This window comes from Hyphomonas chukchiensis (assembly GCF_000682695.1).
GTDB lineage: Bacteria > Pseudomonadota > Alphaproteobacteria > Caulobacterales > Hyphomonadaceae > Hyphomonas > Hyphomonas chukchiensis.
On the sequence record NZ_AWFG01000001.1, the window covers coordinates 122,530 to 144,747 of the forward strand.

General features: G+C 62.6%; 27 protein-coding genes and 2 pseudogenes. 11 read left to right on the forward strand and 18 right to left on the reverse strand.

Features of this window, described 5'->3' with window-relative positions; translation table 11 throughout:
- Window positions 1–133 precede the first annotated feature (133 nt).
- Complete coding sequence (locus HY30_RS00575) at window positions 134–1,360, forward strand: hypothetical protein (protein WP_155839197.1); 1,227 nt, start codon at window positions 134–136, stop codon at window positions 1,358–1,360.
- 3 nt (window positions 1,361–1,363) lie between these two features.
- Here HY30_RS00575 and HY30_RS00580 read toward each other — a convergent pair whose 3' ends face one another.
- The 3 genes from HY30_RS00580 to flbT are packed head-to-tail and all read right to left on the reverse strand — an operon-like array spanning window position 1,364 to window position 2,723.
- Window positions 1,364–2,014, reverse strand: a complete 651-nt coding sequence (locus tag HY30_RS00580; protein WP_034735877.1) for a MarC family protein — start codon at window positions 2,012–2,014, stop codon at window positions 1,364–1,366.
- Window positions 2,015–2,025: 11 nt separating this feature from the next.
- Entirely contained in the window at window positions 2,026–2,319 is a 294-nt protein-coding gene (locus HY30_RS00585; protein ID WP_155839198.1) for a hypothetical protein, read from the reverse strand.
- A gap of 17 nt (window positions 2,320–2,336) precedes the next feature.
- Window positions 2,337–2,723 (reverse strand): flagellar biosynthesis repressor FlbT, encoded by a 387-nt coding sequence (gene flbT / locus HY30_RS00590; RefSeq protein ID WP_034735881.1) that lies wholly within the window; start codon window positions 2,721–2,723, stop codon window positions 2,337–2,339.
- 422 nt (window positions 2,724–3,145) lie between these two features.
- Here flbT and HY30_RS00595 point away from each other — a divergent pair, with 422 nt between their 5' ends.
- The gene (locus HY30_RS00595; protein ID WP_034735883.1) at window positions 3,146–4,021 is read left to right on the forward strand and encodes an AAA family ATPase; all 876 of its coding nucleotides are present in this window, start codon (window positions 3,146–3,148) and stop codon (window positions 4,019–4,021) included.
- A gap of 84 nt (window positions 4,022–4,105) precedes the next feature.
- Here the strand turns inward: HY30_RS00595 and HY30_RS00600 are convergent, their stop codons facing one another.
- Genes HY30_RS00600 through HY30_RS00610 form a run of 3 tightly spaced genes read right to left on the reverse strand, consistent with a single transcriptional unit; the run spans window position 4,106 to window position 6,639 of the window.
- Window positions 4,106–4,879, reverse strand: coding sequence for a DUF2270 domain-containing protein (locus HY30_RS00600; protein WP_081811987.1), 774 nt, complete (start codon window positions 4,877–4,879; stop codon window positions 4,106–4,108).
- A 60-nt stretch (window positions 4,880–4,939) separates the two neighbouring features.
- Window positions 4,940–5,857, reverse strand: coding sequence for a mechanosensitive ion channel family protein (locus HY30_RS00605; RefSeq protein WP_051614558.1), 918 nt, complete (start codon window positions 5,855–5,857; stop codon window positions 4,940–4,942).
- 35 nt (window positions 5,858–5,892) lie between these two features.
- Complete coding sequence (locus HY30_RS00610) at window positions 5,893–6,639, reverse strand: hypothetical protein (RefSeq protein ID WP_034735885.1); 747 nt, start codon at window positions 6,637–6,639, stop codon at window positions 5,893–5,895.
- Between the two features lie 124 nt (window positions 6,640–6,763).
- On the opposite strand from HY30_RS00610, the gene HY30_RS00615 reads away from it, so the two are divergent.
- From HY30_RS00615 to HY30_RS00625, 3 genes are read left to right on the forward strand one after another with little or no spacing between them, the layout of a single operon-like run.
- Window positions 6,764–7,945, forward strand: a complete 1,182-nt coding sequence (locus HY30_RS00615) for a vWA domain-containing protein (protein ID WP_034735886.1) — start codon at window positions 6,764–6,766, stop codon at window positions 7,943–7,945.
- 8 nt (window positions 7,946–7,953) lie between these two features.
- Window positions 7,954–8,652, forward strand: coding sequence for a hypothetical protein (locus HY30_RS00620; RefSeq protein WP_034735887.1), 699 nt, complete (start codon window positions 7,954–7,956; stop codon window positions 8,650–8,652).
- A gap of 13 nt (window positions 8,653–8,665) precedes the next feature.
- Window positions 8,666–9,445 carry a crotonase/enoyl-CoA hydratase family protein gene (locus HY30_RS00625; protein WP_034735888.1) on the forward strand — a complete coding sequence of 260 codons (780 nt, stop codon included), beginning with the start codon at window positions 8,666–8,668 and terminating at the stop codon, window positions 9,443–9,445.
- A gap of 3 nt (window positions 9,446–9,448) precedes the next feature.
- Here the strand turns inward: HY30_RS00625 and HY30_RS00630 are convergent, their stop codons facing one another.
- Both HY30_RS00630 and HY30_RS00635 read right to left on the reverse strand, forming a co-directional pair.
- Window positions 9,449–10,069 (reverse strand): GNAT family N-acetyltransferase, encoded by a 621-nt coding sequence (locus HY30_RS00630; protein ID WP_034735889.1) that lies wholly within the window; start codon window positions 10,067–10,069, stop codon window positions 9,449–9,451.
- Window positions 10,070–10,072: 3 nt separating this feature from the next.
- On the reverse strand, window positions 10,073–11,173 hold the full coding sequence (locus HY30_RS00635) for an energy transducer TonB (protein ID WP_034735891.1): 1,101 nt from the start codon (window positions 11,171–11,173) through the stop codon (window positions 10,073–10,075).
- Between the two features lie 237 nt (window positions 11,174–11,410).
- On the opposite strand from HY30_RS00635, the gene HY30_RS00640 reads away from it, so the two are divergent.
- Window positions 11,411–12,664 (forward strand): TCR/Tet family MFS transporter, encoded by a 1,254-nt coding sequence (locus HY30_RS00640; protein WP_034735893.1) that lies wholly within the window; start codon window positions 11,411–11,413, stop codon window positions 12,662–12,664.
- 17 nt (window positions 12,665–12,681) lie between these two features.
- Here the strand turns inward: HY30_RS00640 and HY30_RS00645 are convergent, their stop codons facing one another.
- The gene (locus tag HY30_RS00645; protein ID WP_034735895.1) at window positions 12,682–12,966 is read right to left on the reverse strand and encodes a hypothetical protein; all 285 of its coding nucleotides are present in this window, start codon (window positions 12,964–12,966) and stop codon (window positions 12,682–12,684) included.
- Between the two features lie 145 nt (window positions 12,967–13,111).
- On the opposite strand from HY30_RS00645, the gene HY30_RS00650 reads away from it, so the two are divergent.
- Together HY30_RS00650 and HY30_RS00655 are read left to right on the forward strand one after the other, a co-directional pair.
- Entirely contained in the window at window positions 13,112–13,642 is a 531-nt protein-coding gene (locus tag HY30_RS00650) for a D-glycero-alpha-D-manno-heptose-1,7-bisphosphate 7-phosphatase (protein ID WP_034735897.1), read from the forward strand.
- On the forward strand, window positions 13,639–14,331 hold the full coding sequence (locus HY30_RS00655; protein WP_034735899.1) for an aspartate/glutamate racemase family protein: 693 nt from the start codon (window positions 13,639–13,641) through the stop codon (window positions 14,329–14,331). The genes HY30_RS00650 and HY30_RS00655 overlap by 4 nt, the downstream gene beginning before the upstream one ends.
- Here HY30_RS00655 and HY30_RS00660 read toward each other — a convergent pair.
- The 8 genes and pseudogenes from HY30_RS00660 to HY30_RS00690 all read right to left on the reverse strand — a co-directional run bounded on the left by HY30_RS00660 (window position 14,328) and on the right by HY30_RS00690 (window position 18,473).
- Window positions 14,328–14,765: an EVE domain-containing protein gene (locus HY30_RS00660; protein WP_034735901.1), complete on the reverse strand. Its 438-nt coding sequence runs from the start codon at window positions 14,763–14,765 to the stop codon at window positions 14,328–14,330. The two genes, HY30_RS00655 and HY30_RS00660, sit on opposite strands and share 4 nt — an antisense overlap.
- A gap of 70 nt (window positions 14,766–14,835) precedes the next feature.
- On the reverse strand, window positions 14,836–15,654 hold the full coding sequence (locus tag HY30_RS00665) for a heme-dependent oxidative N-demethylase family protein (RefSeq protein ID WP_051614560.1): 819 nt from the start codon (window positions 15,652–15,654) through the stop codon (window positions 14,836–14,838).
- A gap of 5 nt (window positions 15,655–15,659) precedes the next feature.
- The gene (locus HY30_RS00670) at window positions 15,660–16,286 is read right to left on the reverse strand and encodes a class I SAM-dependent methyltransferase (protein WP_034735903.1); all 627 of its coding nucleotides are present in this window, start codon (window positions 16,284–16,286) and stop codon (window positions 15,660–15,662) included.
- On the reverse strand, window positions 16,283–17,002 hold the full coding sequence (locus HY30_RS18915; protein ID WP_051614562.1) for a hypothetical protein: 720 nt from the start codon (window positions 17,000–17,002) through the stop codon (window positions 16,283–16,285). The genes HY30_RS00670 and HY30_RS18915 overlap by 4 nt, the downstream gene beginning before the upstream one ends.
- 127 nt (window positions 17,003–17,129) lie before the next feature.
- Window positions 17,130–17,924: a sulfite exporter TauE/SafE family protein gene (locus tag HY30_RS00680; protein WP_034735905.1), complete on the reverse strand. Its 795-nt coding sequence runs from the start codon at window positions 17,922–17,924 to the stop codon at window positions 17,130–17,132.
- Window positions 17,921–18,034, reverse strand: a pseudogene (locus HY30_RS20625) (hypothetical protein); the annotation flags it as partial. The pseudogene HY30_RS20625 and the gene HY30_RS00680, both read right to left, overlap by 4 nt.
- 15 nt (window positions 18,035–18,049) lie before the next feature.
- Window positions 18,050–18,163 (reverse strand): annotated as a pseudogene (locus HY30_RS20630) (rhodanese-like domain-containing protein); the annotation flags it as partial.
- On the reverse strand, window positions 18,144–18,473 hold the full coding sequence (locus tag HY30_RS00690) for an ArsR/SmtB family transcription factor (protein ID WP_241765604.1): 330 nt from the start codon (window positions 18,471–18,473) through the stop codon (window positions 18,144–18,146). The gene HY30_RS00690 and the pseudogene HY30_RS20630, both read right to left, overlap by 20 nt.
- 75 nt (window positions 18,474–18,548) lie before the next feature.
- Between HY30_RS00690 and HY30_RS00695 the strand changes: the two genes are divergently transcribed.
- The 3 genes from HY30_RS00695 (at window position 18,549) to HY30_RS00705 (ending at window position 21,126) form a co-directional block, all read left to right on the forward strand.
- Window positions 18,549–19,412: an MBL fold metallo-hydrolase gene (locus tag HY30_RS00695; RefSeq protein WP_034735912.1), complete on the forward strand. Its 864-nt coding sequence runs from the start codon at window positions 18,549–18,551 to the stop codon at window positions 19,410–19,412.
- A 62-nt stretch (window positions 19,413–19,474) separates the two neighbouring features.
- Complete coding sequence (locus HY30_RS00700; protein ID WP_034735914.1) at window positions 19,475–20,377, forward strand: DMT family transporter; 903 nt, start codon at window positions 19,475–19,477, stop codon at window positions 20,375–20,377.
- Entirely contained in the window at window positions 20,377–21,126 is a 750-nt protein-coding gene (locus HY30_RS00705; protein WP_034735916.1) for an N-acetylmuramoyl-L-alanine amidase, read from the forward strand. Before HY30_RS00700 ends, HY30_RS00705 begins: the two co-directional genes overlap by 1 nt.
- A 9-nt stretch (window positions 21,127–21,135) precedes the next feature.
- On the opposite strand, the gene HY30_RS00710 is transcribed toward HY30_RS00705, so the two are convergent.
- Window positions 21,136–22,065 (reverse strand): YhjD/YihY/BrkB family envelope integrity protein, encoded by a 930-nt coding sequence (locus tag HY30_RS00710; RefSeq protein ID WP_051614564.1) that lies wholly within the window; start codon window positions 22,063–22,065, stop codon window positions 21,136–21,138.
- Window positions 22,066–22,218: the final 153 nt, after the last annotated feature.

Consider the following 22,218-nt stretch of genomic DNA (forward strand, 5'->3'; position numbering starts at 1 on the left):
GCCAAGGCTTGATCTTTAGGCCAACGCCGCGCTCTATGATCCTTCGTCCAAAGTGCAGCTTTCGCAACGGTTAAAGCCCATGGCCCGCCGACGGAAAAGATCGATCCGCTCCTCAGGTTGGATGCAGGCTGTGATGTTCAATTCATTGCTGATCCTCATGCCTGTGATCGCCGCCCAGATCCTGGGCGCGGCCTTTTCGGGGGCGACCTTTTCCGATGCGCCCACCGTTGAGGCCATCGACCAGACGCGTCACAACATGGACGAATCCTTTGCCGCAATGGCACCGCGCAATGCGGGCGACAAATACAAGTTCTGGCACGATATCGTCTCGCGGGAACTGACGGCACGCGATGTCACCGCTGCGCGCGGCTTCCTGCTGACGGCGCCGCAGATGCTGAGCCGCGAAGAGGTCAAGGAACTGATGGCCGCGGCTGACGCGGAAGTGACGGGTACGGAAGACGAACGCATTGCACTGGTCGCCCTGCGCAAGCTTCCCGTCGAAGTGAGCCAGCGCTTCGCTGAGGCAAGTGGTGCGGCCCGCAACATGAACACGCTGACCGTGCCGGCTGAGGATGCCGTCGCCGAAACGCCCGCAGACGCTCCCGCACCGGCGCCTGCCGACGACGTGGCCCCGGAAGAAGAACCGTCACCCGTTGCAGAGGCCCGCTTTGCCATGCTTGGCACGCATGCCGATCTCGCAAACCATTCCGAACGCTGGCTCGAAGGCGACCGCGTGGACGAACTGGTGCTGAAGATCACCGGCATCGGCCTTGCCGAATCCAGCGAGCAGGATGCTTCAGCCGAAGCCAACATCCGCGCGCTGTCCATCCTGAAATCCGCCCGTCGGTCGCGGCGCATGACACCGGAATTCACCGATTACATTACGGCACGCGTGGACGCCGCCCTGCCCGACTCCGCGCTGAAGCCCGCGCTTGAAGAAGCCTTTGGCGATCTTGCGACCACCAAGGTGCGCGTGGAACGGGTGCGCAAGGCCTATGCCGGGGCGATCAATCCAAAAGGCCTCGCCCGGCTGGAATCCGATCTCGCACAGATCAACCGGATCGGTACGCTGACAGACCCGGCCGCCGCCGTGACCCTGATCGAGCAGGTCAAGGACAGCGCAGACCTGCGCCGCGTGCGCCTGATTGCCGAAGCCGGCGGGGACCGGTCCGTCGCGCTGGTCAAGCAGATGGGACCATCGGCCATGCGCATCGCCGATACCGGCGTGCGCTGGACACGCGAGCTGGTGCTGCAGTTCATGGGACTTACGGCTGCCGGGCTGGTCATGTTCTGGGTCACGCTGTCGACCCTGCGCCGCACGCTGCTGCGCCGCCGCCCCCGCCTCGAAGCGCCGCAATAGGCCTTAGCCGAGGTTGAAGGCGCCCTTGATGCCGTCGATCAGCAGCTGCACCGAAAGCGCCGCCAGGATCACGCCGAGTATACGCGTCAGCGCGCCGGCCACGCTGGCACCCATCAGGCGCACGAGCGGCGTGGCAATCAGGAAGATGGCCAGCGTCAGCAACAGGTTCAGCCCGATGGCGGACAGCACGACGGCTTTCTCGGTCCATACGGTGGCCTGGGACATGTAAAACATGGCCGTCGCGATGGAGCCCGGCCCGGCAATCATCGGGATGCCGATGGGGAACACGGAAATATCGTCCGGTTCCGTATTGGCGTCGTGGCCTTCCAGCAATTCCTCTGCGCGGTGTTCACGGCGTTCGGTGCGCTTTTCGAACACCATGTCGAGGGCGATCAGGAAGAGGAGCGCGCCCCCGGCCGCCCGGAACGCGTCGATGGAGATGTGCATGGCGCCAAGCAGCCAGGCCCCACCGAACGCAAACAGGAACATGATGATCGACGCGACGAAGGTCGACTTGAACGCCATGCGCCGCCGATAGGCCGCATCGCCCTGCGCCGTCAGCGTCGCGAACACGGGCGCCACGCCGGGCGCATCGATCAGCACGAAGAAAGTGACGAAAGTGGCGGTAAATAGGGAGATCAGTTCTGCGCTCATGCGCGAGGCCCCTAATCCCTATGGCCTGCGGCGTCGAGTATTTCCTGCACCAGGGGCGCGACTTTCAGCACACCGGAATGGGCCGAAAACTGGGAGAGATCAGCGGCGCCCGAAGCCAGCGCCACCATCATGCGGTGTCCGCGCAGGCGCTGCAGCAGGCCTTCCTCGCCGCGATGCCCGCTGGCGGTGGCTGTGCGGCCCTCACCAAGGTCGACAACAAGGCCTTCGCCCTTCCCGGCTTCCAGGCGCGCAATCGCCTCGTCGAGGCCAAGGCGGGCGTCTGGGGAGCGTGCGCGCGCTGTCATGAGGCTACCGTCCGGCATCAGGCGGCCTCTGCCGTCTCGCGCGCCATGAGTTTGCGGCAGCGGCTGAGGGCCCGGTAGAGGTCGGCGGCGGTCACATCGGCCGAAATTTCGAGCACGTCGGCCCGGTCTTCATCCTGCGCGGCATTGGCCAGCAAGGAGGCAATGGATTCAGCAGCCTGCGTATAGGCCGGCCCATCGACCTCGCCCAGCAGGTACATCTGCATCACGGCAAAATAGGCGCGGCGCACAGGCGTGGTTGCCTGCGCGGGGTGAAGAATATCCTTCTCACGCAGGACACGGGCCTGATTTTCCAGCAGCAGCACGCCGCGACGGTCGCCATTGCGCACGACGGCGCCATTGACGACGAACGTCTCGCCGGGCTTCAGGGAAAGCTTCAAGGGCATCGTAAGGAAATCCGATTCGACCTGATTTCCTTGAATTTTGCAGAAAGGCGTTAACGCTTGATTGCCACGCGTTAATCACGTCGCTGCGGGCCGGAACGCGGAAGCGGGATAATAGTGCCATGCGCCCGTTATCATCGGGCAGTTTGGATCATACGGCCTGCACCTGTCCTGAAACGCCCTTCCTGCATGGGAATGGCAGACCATGAACAGGCGCGACACTTAGCTGAAGCTGGTGCTCCGCGGCGGCGCGCATGGCATATTTCCTATACCACACCTGCCACATGCAGCGAAGATGTTTCCGCAAGGGAATGGCCGGATTACCACTTTTTCACGGAATGTCAGGCTTCCCGCCACGTCAAAGCTTGCTCCGCCCGGCGCGGCGCCTATTGTGAGCCCAATGAGTTACAAGAGGATAGAGCCCCATGCGTTTTGAAGGCACCAAGGACTATGTCGCCACCGAAGACCTGAAAGTGGCCGTCAATGCTGCCATTGCGCTGGAGCGGCCGCTTCTGATCAAGGGCGAACCGGGCACCGGCAAGACCGTGCTGGCCATTGAAGTGGCCAAGTCGCTCGGCTGCGAGCTGATCGAATGGCACATCAAGTCGACCACAAAGGCCAACCAGGGCCTCTACGAATATGACGCTGTTTCGCGCCTGCGCGATGGCCAGATGGGCGAAGAGCGCGCCAAGGACGTCAAGAACTATATCAAGAAGGGCAAGCTCTGGGAGGCATTCACGTCCAAGAAGCGCCCCGTCCTGCTGATCGACGAGATCGACAAGGCCGACATCGAATTCCCGAACGACCTTCTGCAGGAACTCGATCGCATGGAATTCTTCGTCTACGAGACGAACGAGGTCGTGAAGGCGAAAGTGCGCCCGATCGTGATCATCACGTCGAACAATGAGAAAGAACTGCCGGACGCCTTCCTGCGCCGCTGCTTCTTCCACTTCATCAAGTTCCCCGACGAAGAAACGATGCGCGAAATCATCGACGTGCACTTCCCGGACATCAAGAAGAAGCTGGTCGGCGATGCGCTCACCACGTTCTACGCCATGCGCGAACTGCCGGGCGTGAAGAAGAAGCCATCGACCAGCGAACTGCTCGACTGGCTGAAACTCTTGATGAACGAGGATGTCGACCTCGAAACGCTGCGCGAGCAGAACCCGGACAAGCTGACCCCGCCGCTGCACGGTGCGCTGCTGAAGAACGAGCAGGACGTCGCCCTCTTCGAACGCCTCGCCTTCCTCTCGCGCCGTCAGGACGGCCCCGGTGGCGGTCGACGCGGCCCGGCGGGCTGAGCCCGGATTGGGCCACAAAAGAAAAAGGGCGGGTCCTGATCGGATCCGCCCTTTTTCTTTGTCATATGCACCCCACAGGAATGCCTAACGCCCGAGAATATCCATACTCGTATGCGCTTCTTCGCGGTCGAGCGTGTTGGCGTTTGTATTGACGTCCTGACGGCTTTTCAGGAAGTCGGCCATCTTGGACTTGTCATAGCGCTCGTCGAGCCAGGTCTTCACGGCAATGCCGATCCAGATCGCATGGAAAGTCAGCCCGCCGGCAATCGCCACGAGGCCCGGGATGGGCCCGATATGCGCGCGGCGGATGAATTGCGACCATGTCTCCACATCCGTCGGATGGATGGCGATCTTGGCGAAATAGGCCGCGCCGAGAATGGCGAACAGCCAGCCGTAATTGCGGCGCAGGCGACGGCCAATCGCGCGGATCATCGATATCCGGTATTGCGGCTTTTCGTAATCGTCTGACAGGGCCGTGCCCCGGTCGAGCGGGATACGGGCGCCCTCCCCGCGCAGCATCGGCACATAGAAGGCGATCTCCAGCACCCGGGCCCGGAAGCGCCAGACATAGAAGAAACGATAGCGCCGCGATTCCAGCGTCAGGAACACAATGCAGAGCGCGCCAACCAGAACGATGGGAAAGGGCGAGGCCTGCGCGCTGGCAAACGAGACAGACAGGCCAATGCCGGTCGAGATGACCGCCCAGTTCGTCGTCTGGTCAAGGCGCTGGCGCCACACAGTGGAGCGGTACACTTCGGCGCGATAGAGGTGCGCAATCGCGCCCACTTCCTTGCTGCCACAAATCGCTTCCGGCGGGTCGCCGTCCGGATCGGCCATGTCATTGTCGAATTCGGTCATCGGTGCCCTTTATGGACTTGTTCAATGGCGACGCAAGGCCTTGCCGGTGAGGCCACTAGGTTAGCCGCCCTTCGTGTCGCCGGACTCAGGCGAATCTGTGTCCGACATGCCGGAATCTTGCAGGCGCAGCGGCATCGCTTCCGGGCGGAATGACAGGGTCGATTGCGGGAACGGGATGGTGATGCCCGCATCGTCCAGTGCCTGCTTCACGGCGAAGGCGACTTCATCATAGGAGCCGCGCTGGTCGGCCGGTTGGCTCTTCGTCCACCAGAGCAGGCGGAAATCGATGGAGGAGCCGCCAAACGACACGCACTGCACCTCCGCGTCGCGCTCGCTGCTGACGCTTTCGCAAGCCTCCAGCGCGCCCTTCAAGGCATCACGGGCCTCGGGCATGTTCGTGTCATAATCGACACCCACAACAAGCTCCTGCCGCTTCAGGGCGTGATCGGTCTCGATGGTCACCGGATTCTTGAACAGGAAGGAATTGGGCACGATCACCAGTTCCCCGTCCGTCTCGCGCACATGCGTCTCACGGATAAGGATATTCTCGACCCGGCCATAGACATCCTCGCATTCGATCATATCGCCGATCCGCATCTTCTCGCGGCTGAGAATGATGACGCCGGCGAGGAAATTCTCGAACACATCCTTGAAGGCAAAACCGATGGCAACCGAGGTGAGGCCCAGTCCGGCAATGATATCAGCCGGCGAGATGGAGGGCAGCAAAACGGTCAGCGCAATCGCTACGCCGACAATCCAGGCCGCAATCCCGATCAGGTTCTGTGCCAGTGTCCGCAGGGCATCCCGCACATTTGCCTTCTTCATCGCCGCAGACACAATGGCCCGTATAATGTGCGCCACCAGCATGATGGCGACCAGCACAACGATAGCGAGCACGAGGTTGGGGAGGCTCTTGAAAAATCCGGTCGCCATGCCGTCAAGAGACTCGCGAAGGTCGGTCAGGGGGGTAAGTTCCATGCGCGCTCTACGCATGAGTCTCAGAATTGTTCAGTCTACCGCGCGCAATAGCCTAATGAGACCACGGGCGCGTAGCCTTCCAGCGCCCCGCGCACATGGCGCGTATCATCCGCTGACGCCTCATTCCTTATACGAGCCGCCAGCGCGCCAGCATGGCCCGTGATCCGCGTACGCCAGAGGGCATAGCGCAAACTGTCCGGAGCTGCCGTCATCGCCACGGCCCGGTCAAATCCATTCAGGTCGCAGGCCTGCATCGATAGCTCCGCCAGCGCATGTCCGAAGTCGTATTTCTCGAAATCATCGCCCATGCCGCCGCGCGTATGCTTTGTCTGGGCCAGATCAAACATGGCCTGCGTCAGGCGGCGCTTGGTGGCGGCATCCGGCGCGAGGCGAACGCCAGCGGCCATGATTTCCGGGCGCCCCGTATTGAATGGCACGGCCCCGGCCCGGGCGCGCTGCTCAAATCCCTCCCAGCCGCTCTCGGCTACTACGGCGCGCGCCTGATCGGCCGTATAATCAATCGCCGGGCTGCGATGGATGGCGGACGCGCCCAGGCGGGCCTGCCATTGCTGCAGCAAGGCGGGACTACCCGCTTGCCTGACGGTTTCGAGGAAAAAGGGCTGGATCCGCGCCTTTTTCTCGGCCGGCAGGGGCGCAGCCGCCTCCCAGATCGCCTCGAACATGCAGGATGGCTCGTTCGCCCCGGCGCAGACGGGCGTATCCGCACGCGCCGTAAGGCCCAGCGAAAAACCGGCACACAGGATCAGGAAAGCCCTCAGCATGGGCCGTCTTCTAGGCCATTTGGGGTGAACCGGACATGAGCAGGCGCCCTTTTCGCTGCGTCAGCTTGGACATGGGCCCCAAGGCGGGTTATCTTTTCGCCAAGACGACAGGAAAGATGCCCATATGTTCCTCAACTTCTTCAATGAATTGCGCGAAGCCAAGGTCCCGGTGACGCTGAAGGAATACCTGATGCTCATGGAAGCCATGGACAAGCAGGTCATCGATTCGAATGTCGAGGATTTCTATTACCTGTCCCGCGCTGCCCTGGTGAAGGACGAGCGCAATATCGACAAGTTCGACAAGGTGTTCGGCCATGTCTTCAAGGGCCTCGACAGCATGGCCGATGCCGTCGATGTGACCGACATTCCCGAGGAATGGCTCCGCAAGATGTCCGAAAAATTCCTCTCGAAGGAAGAAATGGACGAGATCGAAGCCATGGGCGGCTTCGAAAAGCTGATGGAAACGCTGCAGAAGCGCCTCGAGGAGCAGAAAAAGCGCCACGAGGGCGGCAACAAGTGGATCGGCACGGGCGGCACCTCGCCCTTCGGCGCCAATGGCTACAACCCGGAAGGCGTGCGCATCGGGCAGGAGAAATCCCGCCACCGCCGCGCCGTAAAGGTGTGGGACAAGCGCGAATTCAAGAATTACGACGACAGTGTCGAGCTTGGCACCCGTAACATCAAGGTCGCCATGAAACGCCTGCGCAAATGGGCCCGCAAGGGCGCCCCGGACGAACTGGACCTCGACCAGACGATCCGCAACACGGCCCGCAAGGGCTATCTCGACATTGAGATGCGCCCGGAAAAGCGCAATGCGGTTTCCGTCCTGCTTCTGCTCGATGTCGGCGGTTCGATGGACCCCTATGTGCGGATCATGGAAGAACTGTTCTCGGCGGCCAAGTCGGAGATCAAGAACCTCGAATACTATTACTTCCACAACTGCCCCTACGAAGGCCTGTGGAAGGACAATCGCCGCCGCATGAACAACCGCATTCCGACCTGGGACGTGCTGAACAAGTTCCCGTCGGACTACAAGGTCATCGTCGTCGGCGACGCCACGATGAGCCCCTACGAGATCACCTATGCGGGTGGCTCGGTCGAGCATTGGAACGAGGAAGCCGGCGGCATCTGGATCCAGCGCTTCGTGCAGCGCTTCCCGAACATGGTCTGGCTGAACCCGGTCAAGGAGGGCGCGTGGGACTATACCGGCTCCATCAAGCTGATCCGGGAGCTGATCGGTGAGCACCGCATGTTCGAGCTGACCCTCAGCGGGCTCGACGAAGCGATGAAGGAACTCGGGCGCTAGGGCAGGTCATGCGTCTGGAGCCGGTCGACGAGGATATCTGGATCGCCGAAGGCCCCCTCGTCGACTTCTACGGTTTTCCCTACCCGACCCGCGCCGTGATCGTGCGTCTGCCCGACAAGACCCTCTGGGTCTGGTCGCCAATCAAGCTGGACGTTGACCTGAAGCAGGCGGTAGACGCCTTGGGTCCGGTTGGCCATCTTGTCAGCCCCAACAAGATCCATCACCTTTATCTCACCGAATGGCATGCGGCGTATCCTGAGGCGAAGCTCTGGGGCCCCGCCTCAACCATCGCCAAGCGCGGCGACCTGCCCTTCCAGCAGCCACTGGAAGATCTCGCGCCGGATGACTGGCAGGGTGCCTTTGTCCAGGCCTGGTTTCGCGGCTCCCCTGTGCTCGACGAGATTGTCTTCGTACACTCGGCATCGGCCACCGCGATCATGGCCGACCTTTCTGAGCACTTCAGCGAGGACTTCCTGAAGAGAAACTGGAAAGCCTGGCAACGCCCGATCGCGCGGCTTTGGGGTATTGTCGAAGGCAAAGGCTATGCGCCGCTGGAATGGCGGCTGAGCTGGTTCAACCGCAAAACTGCCCGCAAGTCTCGCACACGCATTCTGGACGCATCGCCAGAGCGGGTGATCATGGCCCATGGCGAATGGGTCCGTTCAGGCGGCCGCGCTTATCTCCAACGCGCCCTCGACTGGCTTTGAAGAAAGATTCCAGATGAACACACATCCTGCAGGCATCCTCACTGAAACGCGGGGCAATCTTTTTATCGTCACCATCAACCGCCCGGCCCGCCGCAATGCCGTGGACCGGGAGGCGGCCGAAGCGCTGTATCATGCATTCAAATCGTTCGACGCTGATGACGCGCTGTCCGTCGCAATCCTCACGGGCGCCGACGGCAATTTCTGCGCAGGGGCTGACCTGCAGGCGGTTGCCGCTGGCAAAGGCAATCCCGTGCGGCCAGAGGGAGACATGGGCCCGATGGGGCCGACACGGCTGGAGCTTTCCAAGCCCGTCATTGCTGCCATTGAGGGCTATGCCGTGGCGGGGGGCATGGAACTCGCGCTCTGGTGCGACCTGCGCGTGGTGTCGGACACCGCGCGCTTTGGCGTCTTCTGCCGCCGCTTCGGCGTGCCCTTGATTGATGGCGGTACAGTCCGCCTGCCCCGTCTGATCGGCGCTTCGCGGGCGACAGACCTGATCCTCACCGGTCGCGAAGTCGGCCCCGACGAGGCCATGGCCATCGGCCTTGCAAACTATGCCGCCGCCGCAGGCCAGGCCCTCGACCGCGCCATCCAGCTCGCCAATGATATCGCCGCCTTCCCGCAAACCTGTATGCGCGCCGACCGACTTTCCGCGATGCGCCAGTGGAGCCTCGACATGGACACGGCGCTCAAGGCGGAAGTCGAAGGCGGCCTGGGCGTGCTGAAATCCGGCGAAACCCTTCAGGGCGCGACCGCCTTCACCAAGGGCAAGGGCCGTCACGGCGTCTTCTAGGTTTCAGTCCTTGTGCCGGGCGAACCAGTCGGCACGCGTGACCTCCCAGACCAGCGACGCCCGCGTCGTGCCATCCGTCCGCGTACTCGTCACCTCGCCCTTGCGTTCAAAGCCGAGCCCATCGAGCAACCGATGCGTGGGCACGTTCTCCGGGCTCGCGGTTTCGCAAATCAGATCAAGGTGCAACGCGCGGAACATCCAGCTGAAGCTCATGCCGGCGCCCGCCGTTCCCCTGCCCTGATTATGAAGCGATGGATGCAGCGCCCCGCCAAGCTCGCCAGCCGCCCAGTGCGGCCAGACCTGGATGTCGGTGTAACCGACAATGCCGCCCTCACCATCCTCGCGCACGAAGAGCAGGCCCTCGCCTTCAGCCCGCTGGGCAATATGATCCGTGATGAAGGCCTCAACGCTGGCCTCGGTCAGCGGCCTGGGCAGCGTGTAGATTGGCGCGTGCACGGCGGGATCCGACAGGAAGGCCAGCAGCGCAGGTGCGTCCGATGCCCCAGCAAGGCGCGAGGCATCCGGCCCCTCGCCCAGATGCGTCACGCCGCAAACCGCGTCCCGGATCGCATTGATCCGGCTCATCGGCACCTCGATACGGGTAACGGGTATGCTGTCTGCCATCGCCTACTCGCTGCCATACCATGCGCTGAGACAACCCTGACGCGCGCCATAGGTGGCGGCCTTGTCGAGACAGGCCTGATAATGGCCGGGGCCGCGCTCATAGAAGAACTGGTCTGCCGCCGTCCACTCGCGCCGCAAGGTGTTGGGCGCGCGATAGGTCGGCACCACTTCCCGGCGCGATGGAGGGGCCGGCGCATCGGCGGTGTCATCCGCCGCGCTCGCAGCCTGTTCGGCAGCCTCGCGCGCGCGCAGCGCCTGCTCCTGGCGCAGGATCTGGCCGCCATAGGCAATCATCAGCTGGCGGTCGAAGTCATACCGGCCCCGCTCGGCCCGTATCCGCTTGTCCATAGCCCCGCCGACCCAGTGCTCCATCTCGTCCGGCGCAGTGGAATCATATCTGGCGTGCCATTCGGCCGCCTGCGCGCCATAGGCCGCCAGCATGTCGTCCCGGCAATTCATCCAGGCGAAGACTTTCTCGAAAGCCGCTCCTGTCTGCCGCAAGGCATCCCAGCCCATCGTATCGATCGTCTTTGACTGGCTCATGGGGGGCTGGTAGGCGGGGCTTGGTCCGCAGGGCGTCGCAAAGTCGAGGACGGTGTAATAATCGGCCCAGCCACGCGCGATGCCCACGCCCTTTGCCGCCGTATCCACATAGGGCTTCATGGTCACCGTATTGACCGACAGGAAGGGAAAGGCCTCTTCGCTCCGATAAGTCAGCTCTTCCCAGGCTTCATCGCCCGCCCGGCAAATGCCTGCCTCCCCGGGTTGTTCGAATGCAACGACCTGCGACTGCTGCGATGACGTGACCGCGATCCCCAGCACTTTCGCAGGCTTGTACCCGGCCGACCGGATGGCCGCCACCGCCGCATCTCTGAAAATGGGCGAGGTGCACTCGGCCGAGATATCCCTGATCTTGCCCGACCGGCCGACCTTGAACTGCGTCCGGCAGCACCCGCTCAGCCCCTCGCGCGCCGCCGGATCCGGGATCACGGGCACGATGGCGCCGTCCACGACGGGTGGCGACATTTGCGCCTGCCCCGGCTGCGCCCCGACCGCGCAGGCGACAAGGACGGCGGCGGCGAATGCCGTTGCGTTCCACTTCATCGGCGCGTCTCCGTTGGTCTTCCATCCAGTTAGTCTGATTTTCAGCGCGCGTCCGTTTCATAAAAGTCACGCACCGCTAAATAGGAGAGGCTATGCCCGCGCGCGGCCCTGCCTCACCGGATTCGGATGGGAGGAATCTCACAGCAAAGCCAGCGCTGCGCAAGGCGCACCGAGGTCAAGTCCTCATCCCCTTTCACAGTGATTGACCTTTGCGGAATTCACGCCCAAAGCGTGAACATGACCGACTCTCCCGCCTCCCGGAAACACGGCAAGAACGCGTTTTTCTTCGTCCTCGTAACGGTCGCAATCGATATGCTGGGCTTCGGCCTGATCATTCCGGTTGTGCCGAGCCTTGTGCAGGAAATGCTGCATGTCCCGCCTGAGGACGCCACGCTCTGGCTCGGTATGCTGGCCGCCACCTATGCCCTGATGAATTTCATCTTCGGGCCTGTCGTCGGCGCGCTGTCTGACCGGTTCGGCCGGCGTCTTGTCCTGCTCGTGTCGATTGGCACGCTGGTCGTGGATTTCCTGATCATGGGCATTGCCGGATCGATCTGGCTGCTCTTCATCGGTCGCGCCCTGTCCGGTATTTCCGGCGCCACCTATTCCACCGCGAATGCCTATATCGCCGACGTTACCGAGCCGGCAAATCGCGGCAAGGCCTTCGGCATGATCGGCGCCGCGTTCGGTTTCGGCTTCGTGTTCGGCCCGGTCATTGGTGGCTTCCTCGGCGAAATTAGCCCGCGGGCCCCCTTCTTTGCCGCCGCAGGCCTTGCGGCCGTCAATTTCTGCTACGGCCTCTTCGTGCTGCCGGAATCGCTGGCGCCTGAAGACCGCCGGCCGTTCGACATCAAGCGCGCCAATCCGTTCGGGGCCGTAAAGCATTTCTCCAAGCTGCCGCATATTGCCTGGTTCCTCGTGGCCGCCGGCATCTTCTTCCTCGCGCATACCGTGTTTCCGGGCACCTGGTCAGTGCATGGCGAGATCCGCTATGACTGGAGCCCGAAGCAGATCGGCTTCTCGCTCGGCCTCGTCGGCATTGGTGCTGCCGTCGTGCAGGCCGGCCTCATGGGCATGATCCTGAAACGGCTCGGCACCGTGCGGACGGCGCTGCTGGGCATGGGCACCAGCATTGTTTCGCTGACCGCCTTTGCCTTCGCGGAACAGGGCTGGATGGTCTATGCCATCATCCCCCTCGGTGCGCTTGGCGGCGTCACCGGGCCGTCCATCAATTCGCTGATGTCGACCCTGACGCCCCGCAATGCGCAGGGCGAACTGCAAGGCGCCAGTTCCAGCCTGAACTCGCTCGCCATGATCATCGGGCCGCTGACCATGAATGGCGCGCTCTACTGGTTCACACGCGAGAATGCGCCGGTGCATTTCGGCGGCGCGGCATTCCTGCTGGCGGCCGTGCTCACCGTCGTGGCCATCGTGCCCTTCCTGCGCGGCGTACGGGAGAACCGCTCGGCGATTCCGGCAGCGGCGGAATAGAAAGGGCGTCCCGGGCGCTAGGCCCTGCGCTTCACCAGCATGCCGGCGATCAGGCCAAGCACACTGCCACCCACCCCGCCTGACAGCAGGCTGTTGACGATATTCTTCGGCGCGGTCGCACCGGCCGCTGCGTCACCCAGCAACTGCACATTCGCTGCATCAAGACCGTAATGCGTCGCGATTCCGCCGATGATGCCGCCAAGAATCCCCCCGACGCTACTGCCACCCGTCAGCTTTGAAATGATAGGACCAAGCACCGCGCCACCGACAGCGCTCAGAATAAGCGATAGATATTGTTCCATTGGTTTTGCCCTCCCATGGGTCTTGCTGGAGGCTATTTACGGCCCCTCTAGATAGAGACAACGTCTTTTCAGCAGAGAGGTCCAGCCGTTTCGCCCCAGCGGCAAGTGTTGCAAGTTCGGCTGCGCGCGGGCAAAGAACGCCAAGATGACCTCCCAGCGTCCTGCCCTCTTCCTCGACCGTGACGGCGTGATCAACGTCGACAAGGGCTATGTCAGCCAGGTGGCAGACTTCGAATGGATTGAAGGCGCGGCCAAGACAATCGCGGCCTTCAAGGCCCGTGGCTGGTTCGTATTCGTCGTCACCAACCAGTCGGGAATCGCCCGTGACTATTACTCCGAGCATGACATGCACACGCTGCATGAATGGATGCAGGAACGCCTCGCCGAGCAGGGCGCCGCGATCGACCGGATCTATTACTGCCCCTATCATGACGAAGGCGAAAACCCGCGCTACCGGCGCGACAGTTTCGACCGCAAGCCCAAGCCCGGCATGCTGCTGAAGGCCATGGCGGACTTTCCCGTGAAGCGCGAATCCTCATTCCTGATCGGCGACAAGCAGACCGACATCGACGCCGCAAAAGCGGCTGGCGTGGCAGGCTTCCTGTTCAATGGCGGCGATCTCTTCCAGTTTGCCGAATGGACGCTCGCCGGCTTCGAGGAAGGCAATCGCGGATGAAACCGATCGGCATCATCGGCGGCATGGGGCCAGCCTCGACGGTCATCTATTACGAAACCCTCTGCCAGCTTGCCCGCAACCGTTACGGCGGCAATGCCAGCGCGCGCGTTATCATCGATGCGCTCGACTTCGGCGAGGTGCAGGCCCTGCAACAGGCCGGTGAATGGGACGAAGCAGGCCGCCAACTCGCCGCTTCCGGCAGGCGCCTCGAACAGGCGGGCGCAGGCCTCATCCTCCTCGCCACTAACACGATGCACAAGGTTGCTGCGCCGCTGGAGGCAGCTCTCAAAGTGCCGTTCGTGCATATCGTGGACGCGACGGCCGCCCGCCTCACCGCCGACGGCCGCACCGCCCCCGCCCTGCTCGGCACGCGCTACACAATGGAAGAGCCCTTCTATCCGAACCATTTCGCCGGGGCTTTCGGCGCGCCGCCCTTGATTCCCGATACGCCTGAGCGTGACGACATCCACCGCATCATCTTCGACGATCTCGTCAAAGGCATCGTGACGCCGGAAACGACGCGCCGCTATATCGAGATTGTTGGGGCATTGGCCACGCGCGGCGCGGACAGCGTCATCCTCGGCTGCACCGAGATCGGCCTTGTCCTCAATGCCGCCAACAGTCCCCTCCCCGTCTATGACAGCGCCCGCATCCATTGCGAGACGGCGATGGAACTGGCCTGCGCCTAGACCGGCGTCAGCGTTTTCGGATCAATCCCGCCCATCCGGCACACTTCCTTCCACTCCGATGCCAGCACAGGCTGCACCGAAAGGCGGAAGGATTTCACGAGGCTCATCTCTTCGAGTTTCGGGTTCGCTTTCACATCCTTCAGAGTCACGGGCTTGGGCATGTCGGCCAGTGCACGGATATGCACGCAGTCCCAGCGCTCATCATCGGTCGTGCTGTCCGGCGCGCTGAGCGCACAGACCTCTGCAATGCCGACCACCTCCAGCCCCTTGTTGGAATGATAGAAGAAGACCTGGTCACCCAGCTTCATGTCGCGCATGAAATTGCGCGCCGTATAGTTTCGGATGCCGGACCATTCCTCGCCCGCCTTGCCTTTGGCCTTCTGCTGTTCCCAGCTCCAGGCGTCGGGTTCGGACTTCATCAGCCAATACTTCATCTCTGTCTCCGGAATTGCCGTGCCCGCCTGATCTAGGCGGCGCTGCCCTTCACGTCCACCCGTGAGGCCGTCAGGCAAGCTGCGCCAGTGCAGCCCGCACGAGCCGGTCATGATCGGGCCAGCCCTTATAGTCAGCCAATGCTGGGTCAATGCCATCCCACGCAGCCTCGAAGGCCTGCCTGTGCGCAGCGTCCGGCAAGGCAGCGCTCAGCGGGTCGATACAGACGCGAATGGTGAACACGACTGCTCCGGTCTCCGGCAGTTTGGAAATCGTCTGCCGCTCGACCCGCAGGTGCAGCAGTTCCAGCGCCGCATCTTCAGGCGCCGTGCGGGCCATGGCCTTCAGCGGCTCGCTGCTCGGCGTGAAGCGCGAAGACCCTGCCTGGACCGTCCAGTTGAACCGCTCCAGCACATGGCCCGGTCGCAAGCCGTCAAACATGCGGGCAATGCGGTTCACAAGGCCCGGATTGGCGTTCGGCACCGGCCCGTGCAGGCCCGTCAGCGGCTCGCCGATCTTGTCTGCCAGCGACCAGAATGTCGGCGCAACGAGGCTCGCGGCGCGCAAGGTCCACAAGCCATCCGCATTGGGCATCAGCAGGCAGAAATCATCCGAAACCCGCGCCGCTGCCATCTCGAGCGGGCTTTCCCAGATATCCTCGCCCATCCCGGTCACCGCTAGCACGGCGCCCGCCAGTTCCTCAATCACGGCAGGAATACCTGTATCCGCGAACACGAGGTCACGGTGCGTGCGCATCAGCACGGTCTTGGCCGGCAACCAGGCAGCCGCCTCGGTATCGGGCACCAGCCAGCGTTCGGTATCAATGGGGGCAAGGCCGGGCGCGAGACTCGGCGGCCCTGCAAGATATGGCAGGTAGGGTGGAATACGCATGTGTATCAGGCCGCGCGGGCAGCGCCCCAGCTAACGAAGCCGGCCACTTTCGGCGTGGATGGCAGGTACATGGTTTCTGCCTCCTCCAGCCGGAAACCGGATTCGGTAAACAGCGCAGCCACATCGCGCGTCAAATGGCATCCACCTGCCAAGGGCTTCCAGACAGGTTCGATCCGGCGCTGCCACTTTGCGACGCTTTCATCCGGCGCCAAGCCATGCTCGGAGAACAGGATTCGTCCCTCGGGCTTCAGTACACGGCGCGTCTCGGCCAGTGCAGCGCGCCAGTCAGGGATCGTGCAAAGAACGAATGTGATGACAGCCGTATCGACGGAATTATCTTCCAGCGGAATGGCTTCCGCGCCCGTCTCCAGGAATTCGATATGGTTGCCAAAGCCGAGTGCGCCCGCCTCACGGCGCGCCTTCACCAGCATGCCGGGCGATGGTTCCAGCGCATAGAGATGCTCAACCTTGCTGGCATCATACATGGCGAAATTCGTGCCCGACCCGCAGCCGAGTTCCAGCACGCGGCCCTCCGCCTTCGGAACGACCTTCTCGCGCTGTTTCATGATCGGCTTGGTGCCGCAGGCGCAGGCGATCAGGTTGGGGACAACATAGCGCTCCCAGGGGTTCATTGCGCGCTGCCCCCGGTCGACTGGAAGCCCGGATAGGCGCCCTTTTGAATCAGAGTCTTGGTGGCCTCGGTCGGGCGCGCCACAAGGGCGTCCTGCGTGATATTCACATTGTATTCGAACCCGTCGCCCATTGGCTGATAGGTCGCCGAGCCGTATTGCGCATCAATGCCGAAACGCGGACCTTCCTTTTCGGCCAGCGCATGCACGTCGAGGCCGGGATTCTGCGTCAGGGCGATGCCGTTCGTCTGCGCCTCCGTTACAGCGTCAGACGAAAAGCGCTTGGCTTCGCGTCCTTCGATATAGTCAAGGCGGTAGATTGAATCATAGCCGAGCATGTTCGCCACAGGCTGGAACTTGATGACCTGCGCGCCGATCTCGAACTGGTTGCCCTTCAGGATCGGCTGCGCGCCCGTTGCCTCAAGCAGCTTCTGGCCATCGGAAAAAGTGACATCGACCTTGTACGTGTCCGGCGCGCCCTGAACGGCGGCAAACTTGATATTGGCCACATCGCGCTCGTAGGTCAGGCGCTTGTAGGTCTGCAGGTTGAGGCCTGCAAAGGCCACCACACCCGCGATACCGAGGAAGCCGACGCCGAAGAACAGCCGCCCGCCGCCCGCCATGGGCTTCAATTGCGCGAGTTTGCCGAAGCCTGCGAACAGCAGCATCAGGCCAATGACACCTGCCACAGCAGGCAAAATCCACCAGATCAGTCCCATTCAGCTTCTCCCTTTGCGGTTCGTGGCCTGCATCCCTCAGCCAGCCGCATCAACCCACACCTATATCATCTTCATGGCACGTGTTTAGCAAGCCGGTGCATACGCGATGCAGCCGTTCTTGTCAGGGTTAAACGGTCATTGCGCCCCATGCGTTCCACGCAACATAGGCTGCAACGACAAGGATCATGACCGCAAAGGCCGACCGGGCCGTCCGTACGCGCGACTTCAGCAGACGGGAAATCCCGATGCCCACCAGTCCGCCCACAGCCCCGCCGAGCAGCAACAGCAACACAAGGCGGCCATCAACGAGGCCGGACAGGGCATAATTCGCCGACGTTGCCGCCCCGAAAAGGGCAACGGAGACGAGCGAGGAAGCTGTCGCATTTGTCATGGTCATCCCTGCTGCCAGCATCAGGCCGGGCACGATCAGGAAACCCCCGCCAATCCCGAAGAAACCGGCCGCCATGCCAACCAGCAGGCCGAGGGGCGCCAGCCGCAGCATGATGGACCGTGTCAGGTGCACATCCGGATTGCCTGCGAAGGCCGGCTTGCGGAACATGGACAGTGCAATCACTGCCATCGCCGCCGAGAAGGCCAGCAATAGCTGTGTTCCGTCCACCTGTTTCGCAATACTGGAACCGATGATCGATCCGGCAAAGCCCGACAGTGCGAACACGATCGCGCAGGGCCATTTCACATTGCCTCCGCGCCAGTGGCCAATCAGGCTGAACAGCGCAATCGCCGCCACCGCTGCGGCAGACGTGCCGATGGCCACATGCGGATCCCTGACCCCCACGACATAGAGCAATAGCGGTGCGGCCAGCACCGAGCCCCCGCCGCCGAACGTGCCGAGGAACACGCCGATGATCGCACCGCTGATGATCGCGGCAATAATGATGTCGGGGGTGAGGGCGAAGGTCATGATACTGATCCCGCCTTACGGTTCCACGGCATCACAGCCAGCACATGCGCCGTGCCGCACCAGCCGCTGATCCCGGCGAAAGTCAGCCCGGCCGTATCCACGCCCGACAGGGGCAGTGAAATGGCCCCGCCAATATGCTCGCGGCCATATTCATCGGCCTCGCGTATATCGACGAGTTTCAGCTCACCGCTTTTGATACGGTCAGCAGCGGTTTGGGGGTCAAGTCCGGTCAGGGTCATCGAGCATCTCCGGGCAATAGATCGCCGCCAGCGTCATGATCACCTTGATCGCGGCCGGATCGGCAATTCTGTAATGGATCGACTGTCCCTCGCGCCGGTTCGCCACGAGATTTTCATCGCGCAGCACCGCTAGGTGTTGCGACAGGGCCGATTGCGACAGGCCGATATGGCCCTGTAACTCACTCACCGTCATTTCCCCTGCCCCGAGACGGCAGAGAATCATCAGACGGTGTTCATTACCCATGCTCCGCAGCAGCCTAGCCGCCTCGGAAGCCTTGTCCCTGAAGAGGGCCGGATCGAGGAAAGTCATTGTCATGGGCCATATATATTAGCTATTGCTAATTTAGCAATAACTAATATATACCCTCGTGAAAGGAGCCAAAAAATGCTCAAGACAGAAGCCTATTTCGACACCGCCACCTCCACCGTCACCTATCTCGCCTGGGATGAGGCAACACTGGAGGCCGCCATTATCGACCCCGTCATGGATTACGAGCCCCATGCCGCGCATCTCTCCACGGCCTCGGTCGATCGCATCCTGGCTGACGCAAGGGATCGCGGCCTGAAAATCATCTGGGCCCTCGACACCCATGCCCATGCCGACCACCTCTCAGCTGCCCACCATGTGCGCGACGTGACAGGCGCCAAGGTCGGCATTGGCGCGCGCATCACCGAAGTGCAGCGGGCCTTCTCCGCACTGTTTCATGCAACCGATGTCTGCCCGAACGGCGGCGCCTTCGACGCCCTCTTCAAGGACGGCGACACATTCCCGCTCGGCGAGCTGAACGTGAACGTGCTTCATACGCCCGGCCACACGCCAGCCTGCGTTACCTATCTGATCGACAACGCGGCCTTCGTTGGCGACACGCTTTTCATGCCGGACTATGGCACAGCCCGGGCAGATTTCCCCGGCGGCGACGCGGCAACGCTCTATCAGTCGATCCGCCGCATCCTCGACTTGCCGCCCGAAACCCGCGTCTTTGTCGGGCACGACTACCTGCCAGCGGGCCGCGACAAGCCAGCCTGGGAAACCACAGTGGCAGAGCAGCACGCGGCGAATGTGCACGTCCATGACGGCGTGGACGAAGCCACCTTCGTTGCCATGCGTCAGGCCCGCGACGCGACACTTGGCGCCCCGCGCCTCATCCTGCCTTCGCTGCAGGTGAATATCCGGGGCGGCGCACTGCCGCCTGCTGAGGATGACGGCCAGATCTACCTGAAAATCCCGGTCAACCGGCTGGGCGTCTGATATGCATTCGGGCAGGGCAAAAGGCCCTGCCCTTCGCCCCCAAAGCCTGATATCGGGCCCTAATGGCTTTTCGTGATTTCATTCTTCTCTTCGCCGTTTGCCTCGTTTGGGGTCTCAACATCGTGCTCAGCCGCTGGGTCGTGGCCGATGTCGGCGTGCCGCCGCTCTTCTTTGCGGCTGTGCGCTTCACAGGCGTTGCCCTCTTCCTGATCCCGTTCCTGCGGCCGAAACCGGAAGACCTGAAAACCCTTTTTCTGATCGCCCTCATGATCGGCTCGCTCAACTTTGCACTCCTGTTCATTGGCCTCACCACAGCGGAGGCCTCGGCTGCTGCCGTGACAGGCCAGCTCGGCGTGCCGATCTCCACCCTCCTCTCCATGGCCTTTCTCGGTGAGACAATCGGCTGGCGGCGCGGCCTCGGCATCATGCTCGCCTTTGCCGGCGTCGTGCTGATCGCCTTTGATCCGGGCAGTTTCGGCATCTCCGTGGGCCTGCTCTATATCGTCGCCTCGGCATTCATCGGCTCGGTGGGCGGCATCCTGATGAAGCGCATGGCCCCGGTCACCGGCCTCCAGCTGCAGGCCTGGGTCGGCCTCTTCAGCTTCCTGCCGCTCTTCCTCTTCTCCTATCTCTTCGAGTCGAACCAGATCGGCAGCTATATCGGCGCCGGCTGGCCCGTCTGGCTCGCCAGCCTCTTTGCCATTGTCGGTGTCTCCATCTTTGGCCACGGCGCCTTCTATACGCTTCTCAAGAGATATGACGTCTCGATGATCTCGCCTTTGACACTGATGACACCGATCTGGGGCGTCATCTTCGGGATCGTGCTGCTCAACGAGCCGATCACCGCGCGCCTGGTCCTCGGCGCCGCCATTTCCCTCTCCGGCGTCTTTGTCATCGCCATCCGGCCTAATCGCCGCATGCCCGAGGCCGCGCTCGGCAAGAAGATCGGGCCCGGAGACAGCTGATGCAGGTGGAACAGGTCCCCAGCCCCAATTTCAACGACCGCAAGCACAAGGTCGACATGCTGGTCCTGCACTATACCGGCATGGAAAGTGGCGAGGCGGCCCTCACACGCATGTGTGATCCGAGCGCCGAAGTCTCGGCCCATTACATGGTTTGGGAAGATGGCCGCATCACCCAGCTTGTCGCCGAAGACAAGCGCGCCTGGCACGCCGGCGTCTCCGTCTGGCAGGGCGACACGGACCTGAACTCCCGCTCTGTCGGCATCGAGATCGTCAATGGCGGCCATGATGTGCCCCTGATAGACGGCACCCTGGCCCCTTATCCGGATGTCCAGGTCGATGCCCTGATCGCGCTCTGCAAAGGCATCCTGTCGCGCCACGACATTCCGGCGAGCCGCGTTGTCGCCCATTCCGACATCGCCCCGGCGCGCAAGACCGATCCCGGTGAGCATTTCCCTTGGGCGAGGCTTGCCGCAGACGGCATCGGCCTCTGGCCATCATCCGCCGCGCTCAGTCTCGACGAGTCATCGCTCATGCCGGGCGACAGCGGCCCGGCGGTCAGCGACCTGCAGAACATGCTTCACGCAATCGGTTACGGGCTGGAGGCAAACGGCACCTATGACGAAACCACCCGCCTTGTGATCAGCGCCTTCCAGCGCCGCTACGTGTCCGCCCAGATTACGGGCGCCGCCGATCCGGAAACGCTGGAACGTATCGCAAATGTCTATGGGCTGATCGCTGGCGCGGCCTGATCTGCGAGATCAGATTGTAATCGCGCCGTCTGCGCCGGCTTCGTCTTCCTCGGCAATCAGGCCTTCGCGCGGCAGACGGCTCGCCCATTCCACGGCCAGCGCCGCGCCCAGCAGCAGGGCCGAGACCGAAACCGACAGCCAGATGAAGCCAAGGATCACAGAGGCCAGCGCCCCGTAAAAGGAATCCAGCGCCGAGAATTTAAGGTAGATGTGGAACGCCCATGTCACGCCCAGCCAGGCCAGAGACCCCGCCGCCGCGCCGGCGGCCTTGGCCCGGTTGCCCTTGATCCGGCCGTGCAGCGACAGCGCGATGATCATGTAGAAGATCGCAAAACAGGCGAGCCCCTTGCCCAGCCACAGGCGCGAGGCGATGTCCGACAGGCTCTGCGCCAGGTCGAACGCGATATAGCCCTCATTCTCGGTGATGAATGAGGCCATCAGCTGCAGCGCGCCGAGGATCCAGACGGCCAGGATGAGCAGTGCCGTCATCAGGATCGAAACGCCCTGGAAGCGGATGATCTTGGTCGCCCGCTCGCTGCCCGTCACCATGCGGATGCCGGTGATCGCCGCCTTGGCGCCGGAACTGGCCGTGTAGAACACGACAATGATCGCGCCGATGGCCTGCAGGGTCAGCGTCCGCGCGGTCATGCTGCGGATCGTGTCGAGATCCGCCTTCGACAGCGGCGCCACGGCCGAGACCAGCACCTGGTCAATCGTGTCCGACAATTGGCGGCTGAGATCGGCCGGCAGCAGGGTGAACAGCAAGGTCACCGTCAGATAGACAAGCGGGAAGATCGAGAACAGGGCGTAGAAGCTGATCCCGCCGGTCACGATACGGATTTCGGGCTTGGACAGGCGCACGATGGCGCACCAGAGCGGCATCAGCAGCCAGTGCTTCACGGCCTCGGGCACGGGCATTCGGTCTATCAGCTTGCGCATTCGGCCTCCGGGAGGATTCGATCAGGCTTTGTGCCAGGCTCAATGTGAACCGATCCGGCCTTTAAGGCCATGCTTGATCCTGACTTGAGCAACAAGCCCATTTCGCCTATTTTATAGCGATCAACCTCTATTGCCGCGGCTGCTGACCCGACA

Bases quoted from the DNA above. Each gene is read 5' to 3' on its own strand.
- HY30_RS00610 (WP_034735885.1), bottom strand. From the start codon at position 6,639: ATGCTGAGGGCTTTCCTGATCCTGTGTGCCGGTTTTTCGCTGGGCCTT.
- HY30_RS00600 (WP_081811987.1), bottom strand. From the start codon at position 4,879: ATGACCGAATTCGACAATGACATGGCCGATCCGGACGGCGACCCGCCG.
- HY30_RS00665 (WP_051614560.1), bottom strand. From the start codon at position 15,654: ATGCGTATTCCACCCTACCTGCCATATCTTGCAGGGCCGCCGAGTCTC.
- HY30_RS00615 (WP_034735886.1), top strand. From the start codon at position 6,764: ATGTTCCTCAACTTCTTCAATGAATTGCGCGAAGCCAAGGTCCCGGTG.
- HY30_RS00625 (WP_034735888.1), top strand. From the start codon at position 8,666: ATGAACACACATCCTGCAGGCATCCTCACTGAAACGCGGGGCAATCTT.
- HY30_RS00620 (WP_034735887.1), top strand. From the start codon at position 7,954: ATGCGTCTGGAGCCGGTCGACGAGGATATCTGGATCGCCGAAGGCCCC.
- HY30_RS00575 (WP_155839197.1), top strand. From the start codon at position 134: ATGTTCAATTCATTGCTGATCCTCATGCCTGTGATCGCCGCCCAGATC.
- HY30_RS00705 (WP_034735916.1), top strand. From the start codon at position 20,377: ATGCAGGTGGAACAGGTCCCCAGCCCCAATTTCAACGACCGCAAGCAC.
- HY30_RS18915 (WP_051614562.1), bottom strand. From the start codon at position 17,002: ATGGGACTGATCTGGTGGATTTTGCCTGCTGTGGCAGGTGTCATTGGC.
- HY30_RS00680 (WP_034735905.1), bottom strand. From the start codon at position 17,924: ATGACCTTCGCCCTCACCCCCGACATCATTATTGCCGCGATCATCAGC.
- HY30_RS00585 (WP_155839198.1), bottom strand. From the start codon at position 2,319: ATGACAGCGCGCGCACGCTCCCCAGACGCCCGCCTTGGCCTCGACGAG.
- HY30_RS00670 (WP_034735903.1), bottom strand. From the start codon at position 16,286: ATGAACCCCTGGGAGCGCTATGTTGTCCCCAACCTGATCGCCTGCGCC.
- HY30_RS00660 (WP_034735901.1), bottom strand. From the start codon at position 14,765: ATGAAGTATTGGCTGATGAAGTCCGAACCCGACGCCTGGAGCTGGGAA.
- HY30_RS00605 (WP_051614558.1), bottom strand. From the start codon at position 5,857: ATGGAACTTACCCCCCTGACCGACCTTCGCGAGTCTCTTGACGGCATG.
- HY30_RS00635 (WP_034735891.1), bottom strand. From the start codon at position 11,173: ATGAAGTGGAACGCAACGGCATTCGCCGCCGCCGTCCTTGTCGCCTGC.
- HY30_RS00630 (WP_034735889.1), bottom strand. From the start codon at position 10,069: ATGGCAGACAGCATACCCGTTACCCGTATCGAGGTGCCGATGAGCCGG.
- HY30_RS00595 (WP_034735883.1), top strand. From the start codon at position 3,146: ATGCGTTTTGAAGGCACCAAGGACTATGTCGCCACCGAAGACCTGAAA.
- HY30_RS00650 (WP_034735897.1), top strand. From the start codon at position 13,112: ATGACCTCCCAGCGTCCTGCCCTCTTCCTCGACCGTGACGGCGTGATC.
- HY30_RS00645 (WP_034735895.1), bottom strand. From the start codon at position 12,966: ATGGAACAATATCTATCGCTTATTCTGAGCGCTGTCGGTGGCGCGGTG.
- HY30_RS00695 (WP_034735912.1), top strand. From the start codon at position 18,549: ATGCTCAAGACAGAAGCCTATTTCGACACCGCCACCTCCACCGTCACC.
- flbT (WP_034735881.1), bottom strand. From the start codon at position 2,723: ATGCCCTTGAAGCTTTCCCTGAAGCCCGGCGAGACGTTCGTCGTCAAT.
- HY30_RS00690 (WP_241765604.1), bottom strand. From the start codon at position 18,473: ATGACTTTCCTCGATCCGGCCCTCTTCAGGGACAAGGCTTCCGAGGCG.
- HY30_RS00700 (WP_034735914.1), top strand. From the start codon at position 19,475: ATGGCTTTTCGTGATTTCATTCTTCTCTTCGCCGTTTGCCTCGTTTGG.
- HY30_RS00580 (WP_034735877.1), bottom strand. From the start codon at position 2,014: ATGAGCGCAGAACTGATCTCCCTATTTACCGCCACTTTCGTCACTTTC.
- HY30_RS00640 (WP_034735893.1), top strand. From the start codon at position 11,411: ATGACCGACTCTCCCGCCTCCCGGAAACACGGCAAGAACGCGTTTTTC.
- HY30_RS00655 (WP_034735899.1), top strand. From the start codon at position 13,639: ATGAAACCGATCGGCATCATCGGCGGCATGGGGCCAGCCTCGACGGTC.
- HY30_RS00710 (WP_051614564.1), bottom strand. From the start codon at position 22,065: ATGCGCAAGCTGATAGACCGAATGCCCGTGCCCGAGGCCGTGAAGCAC.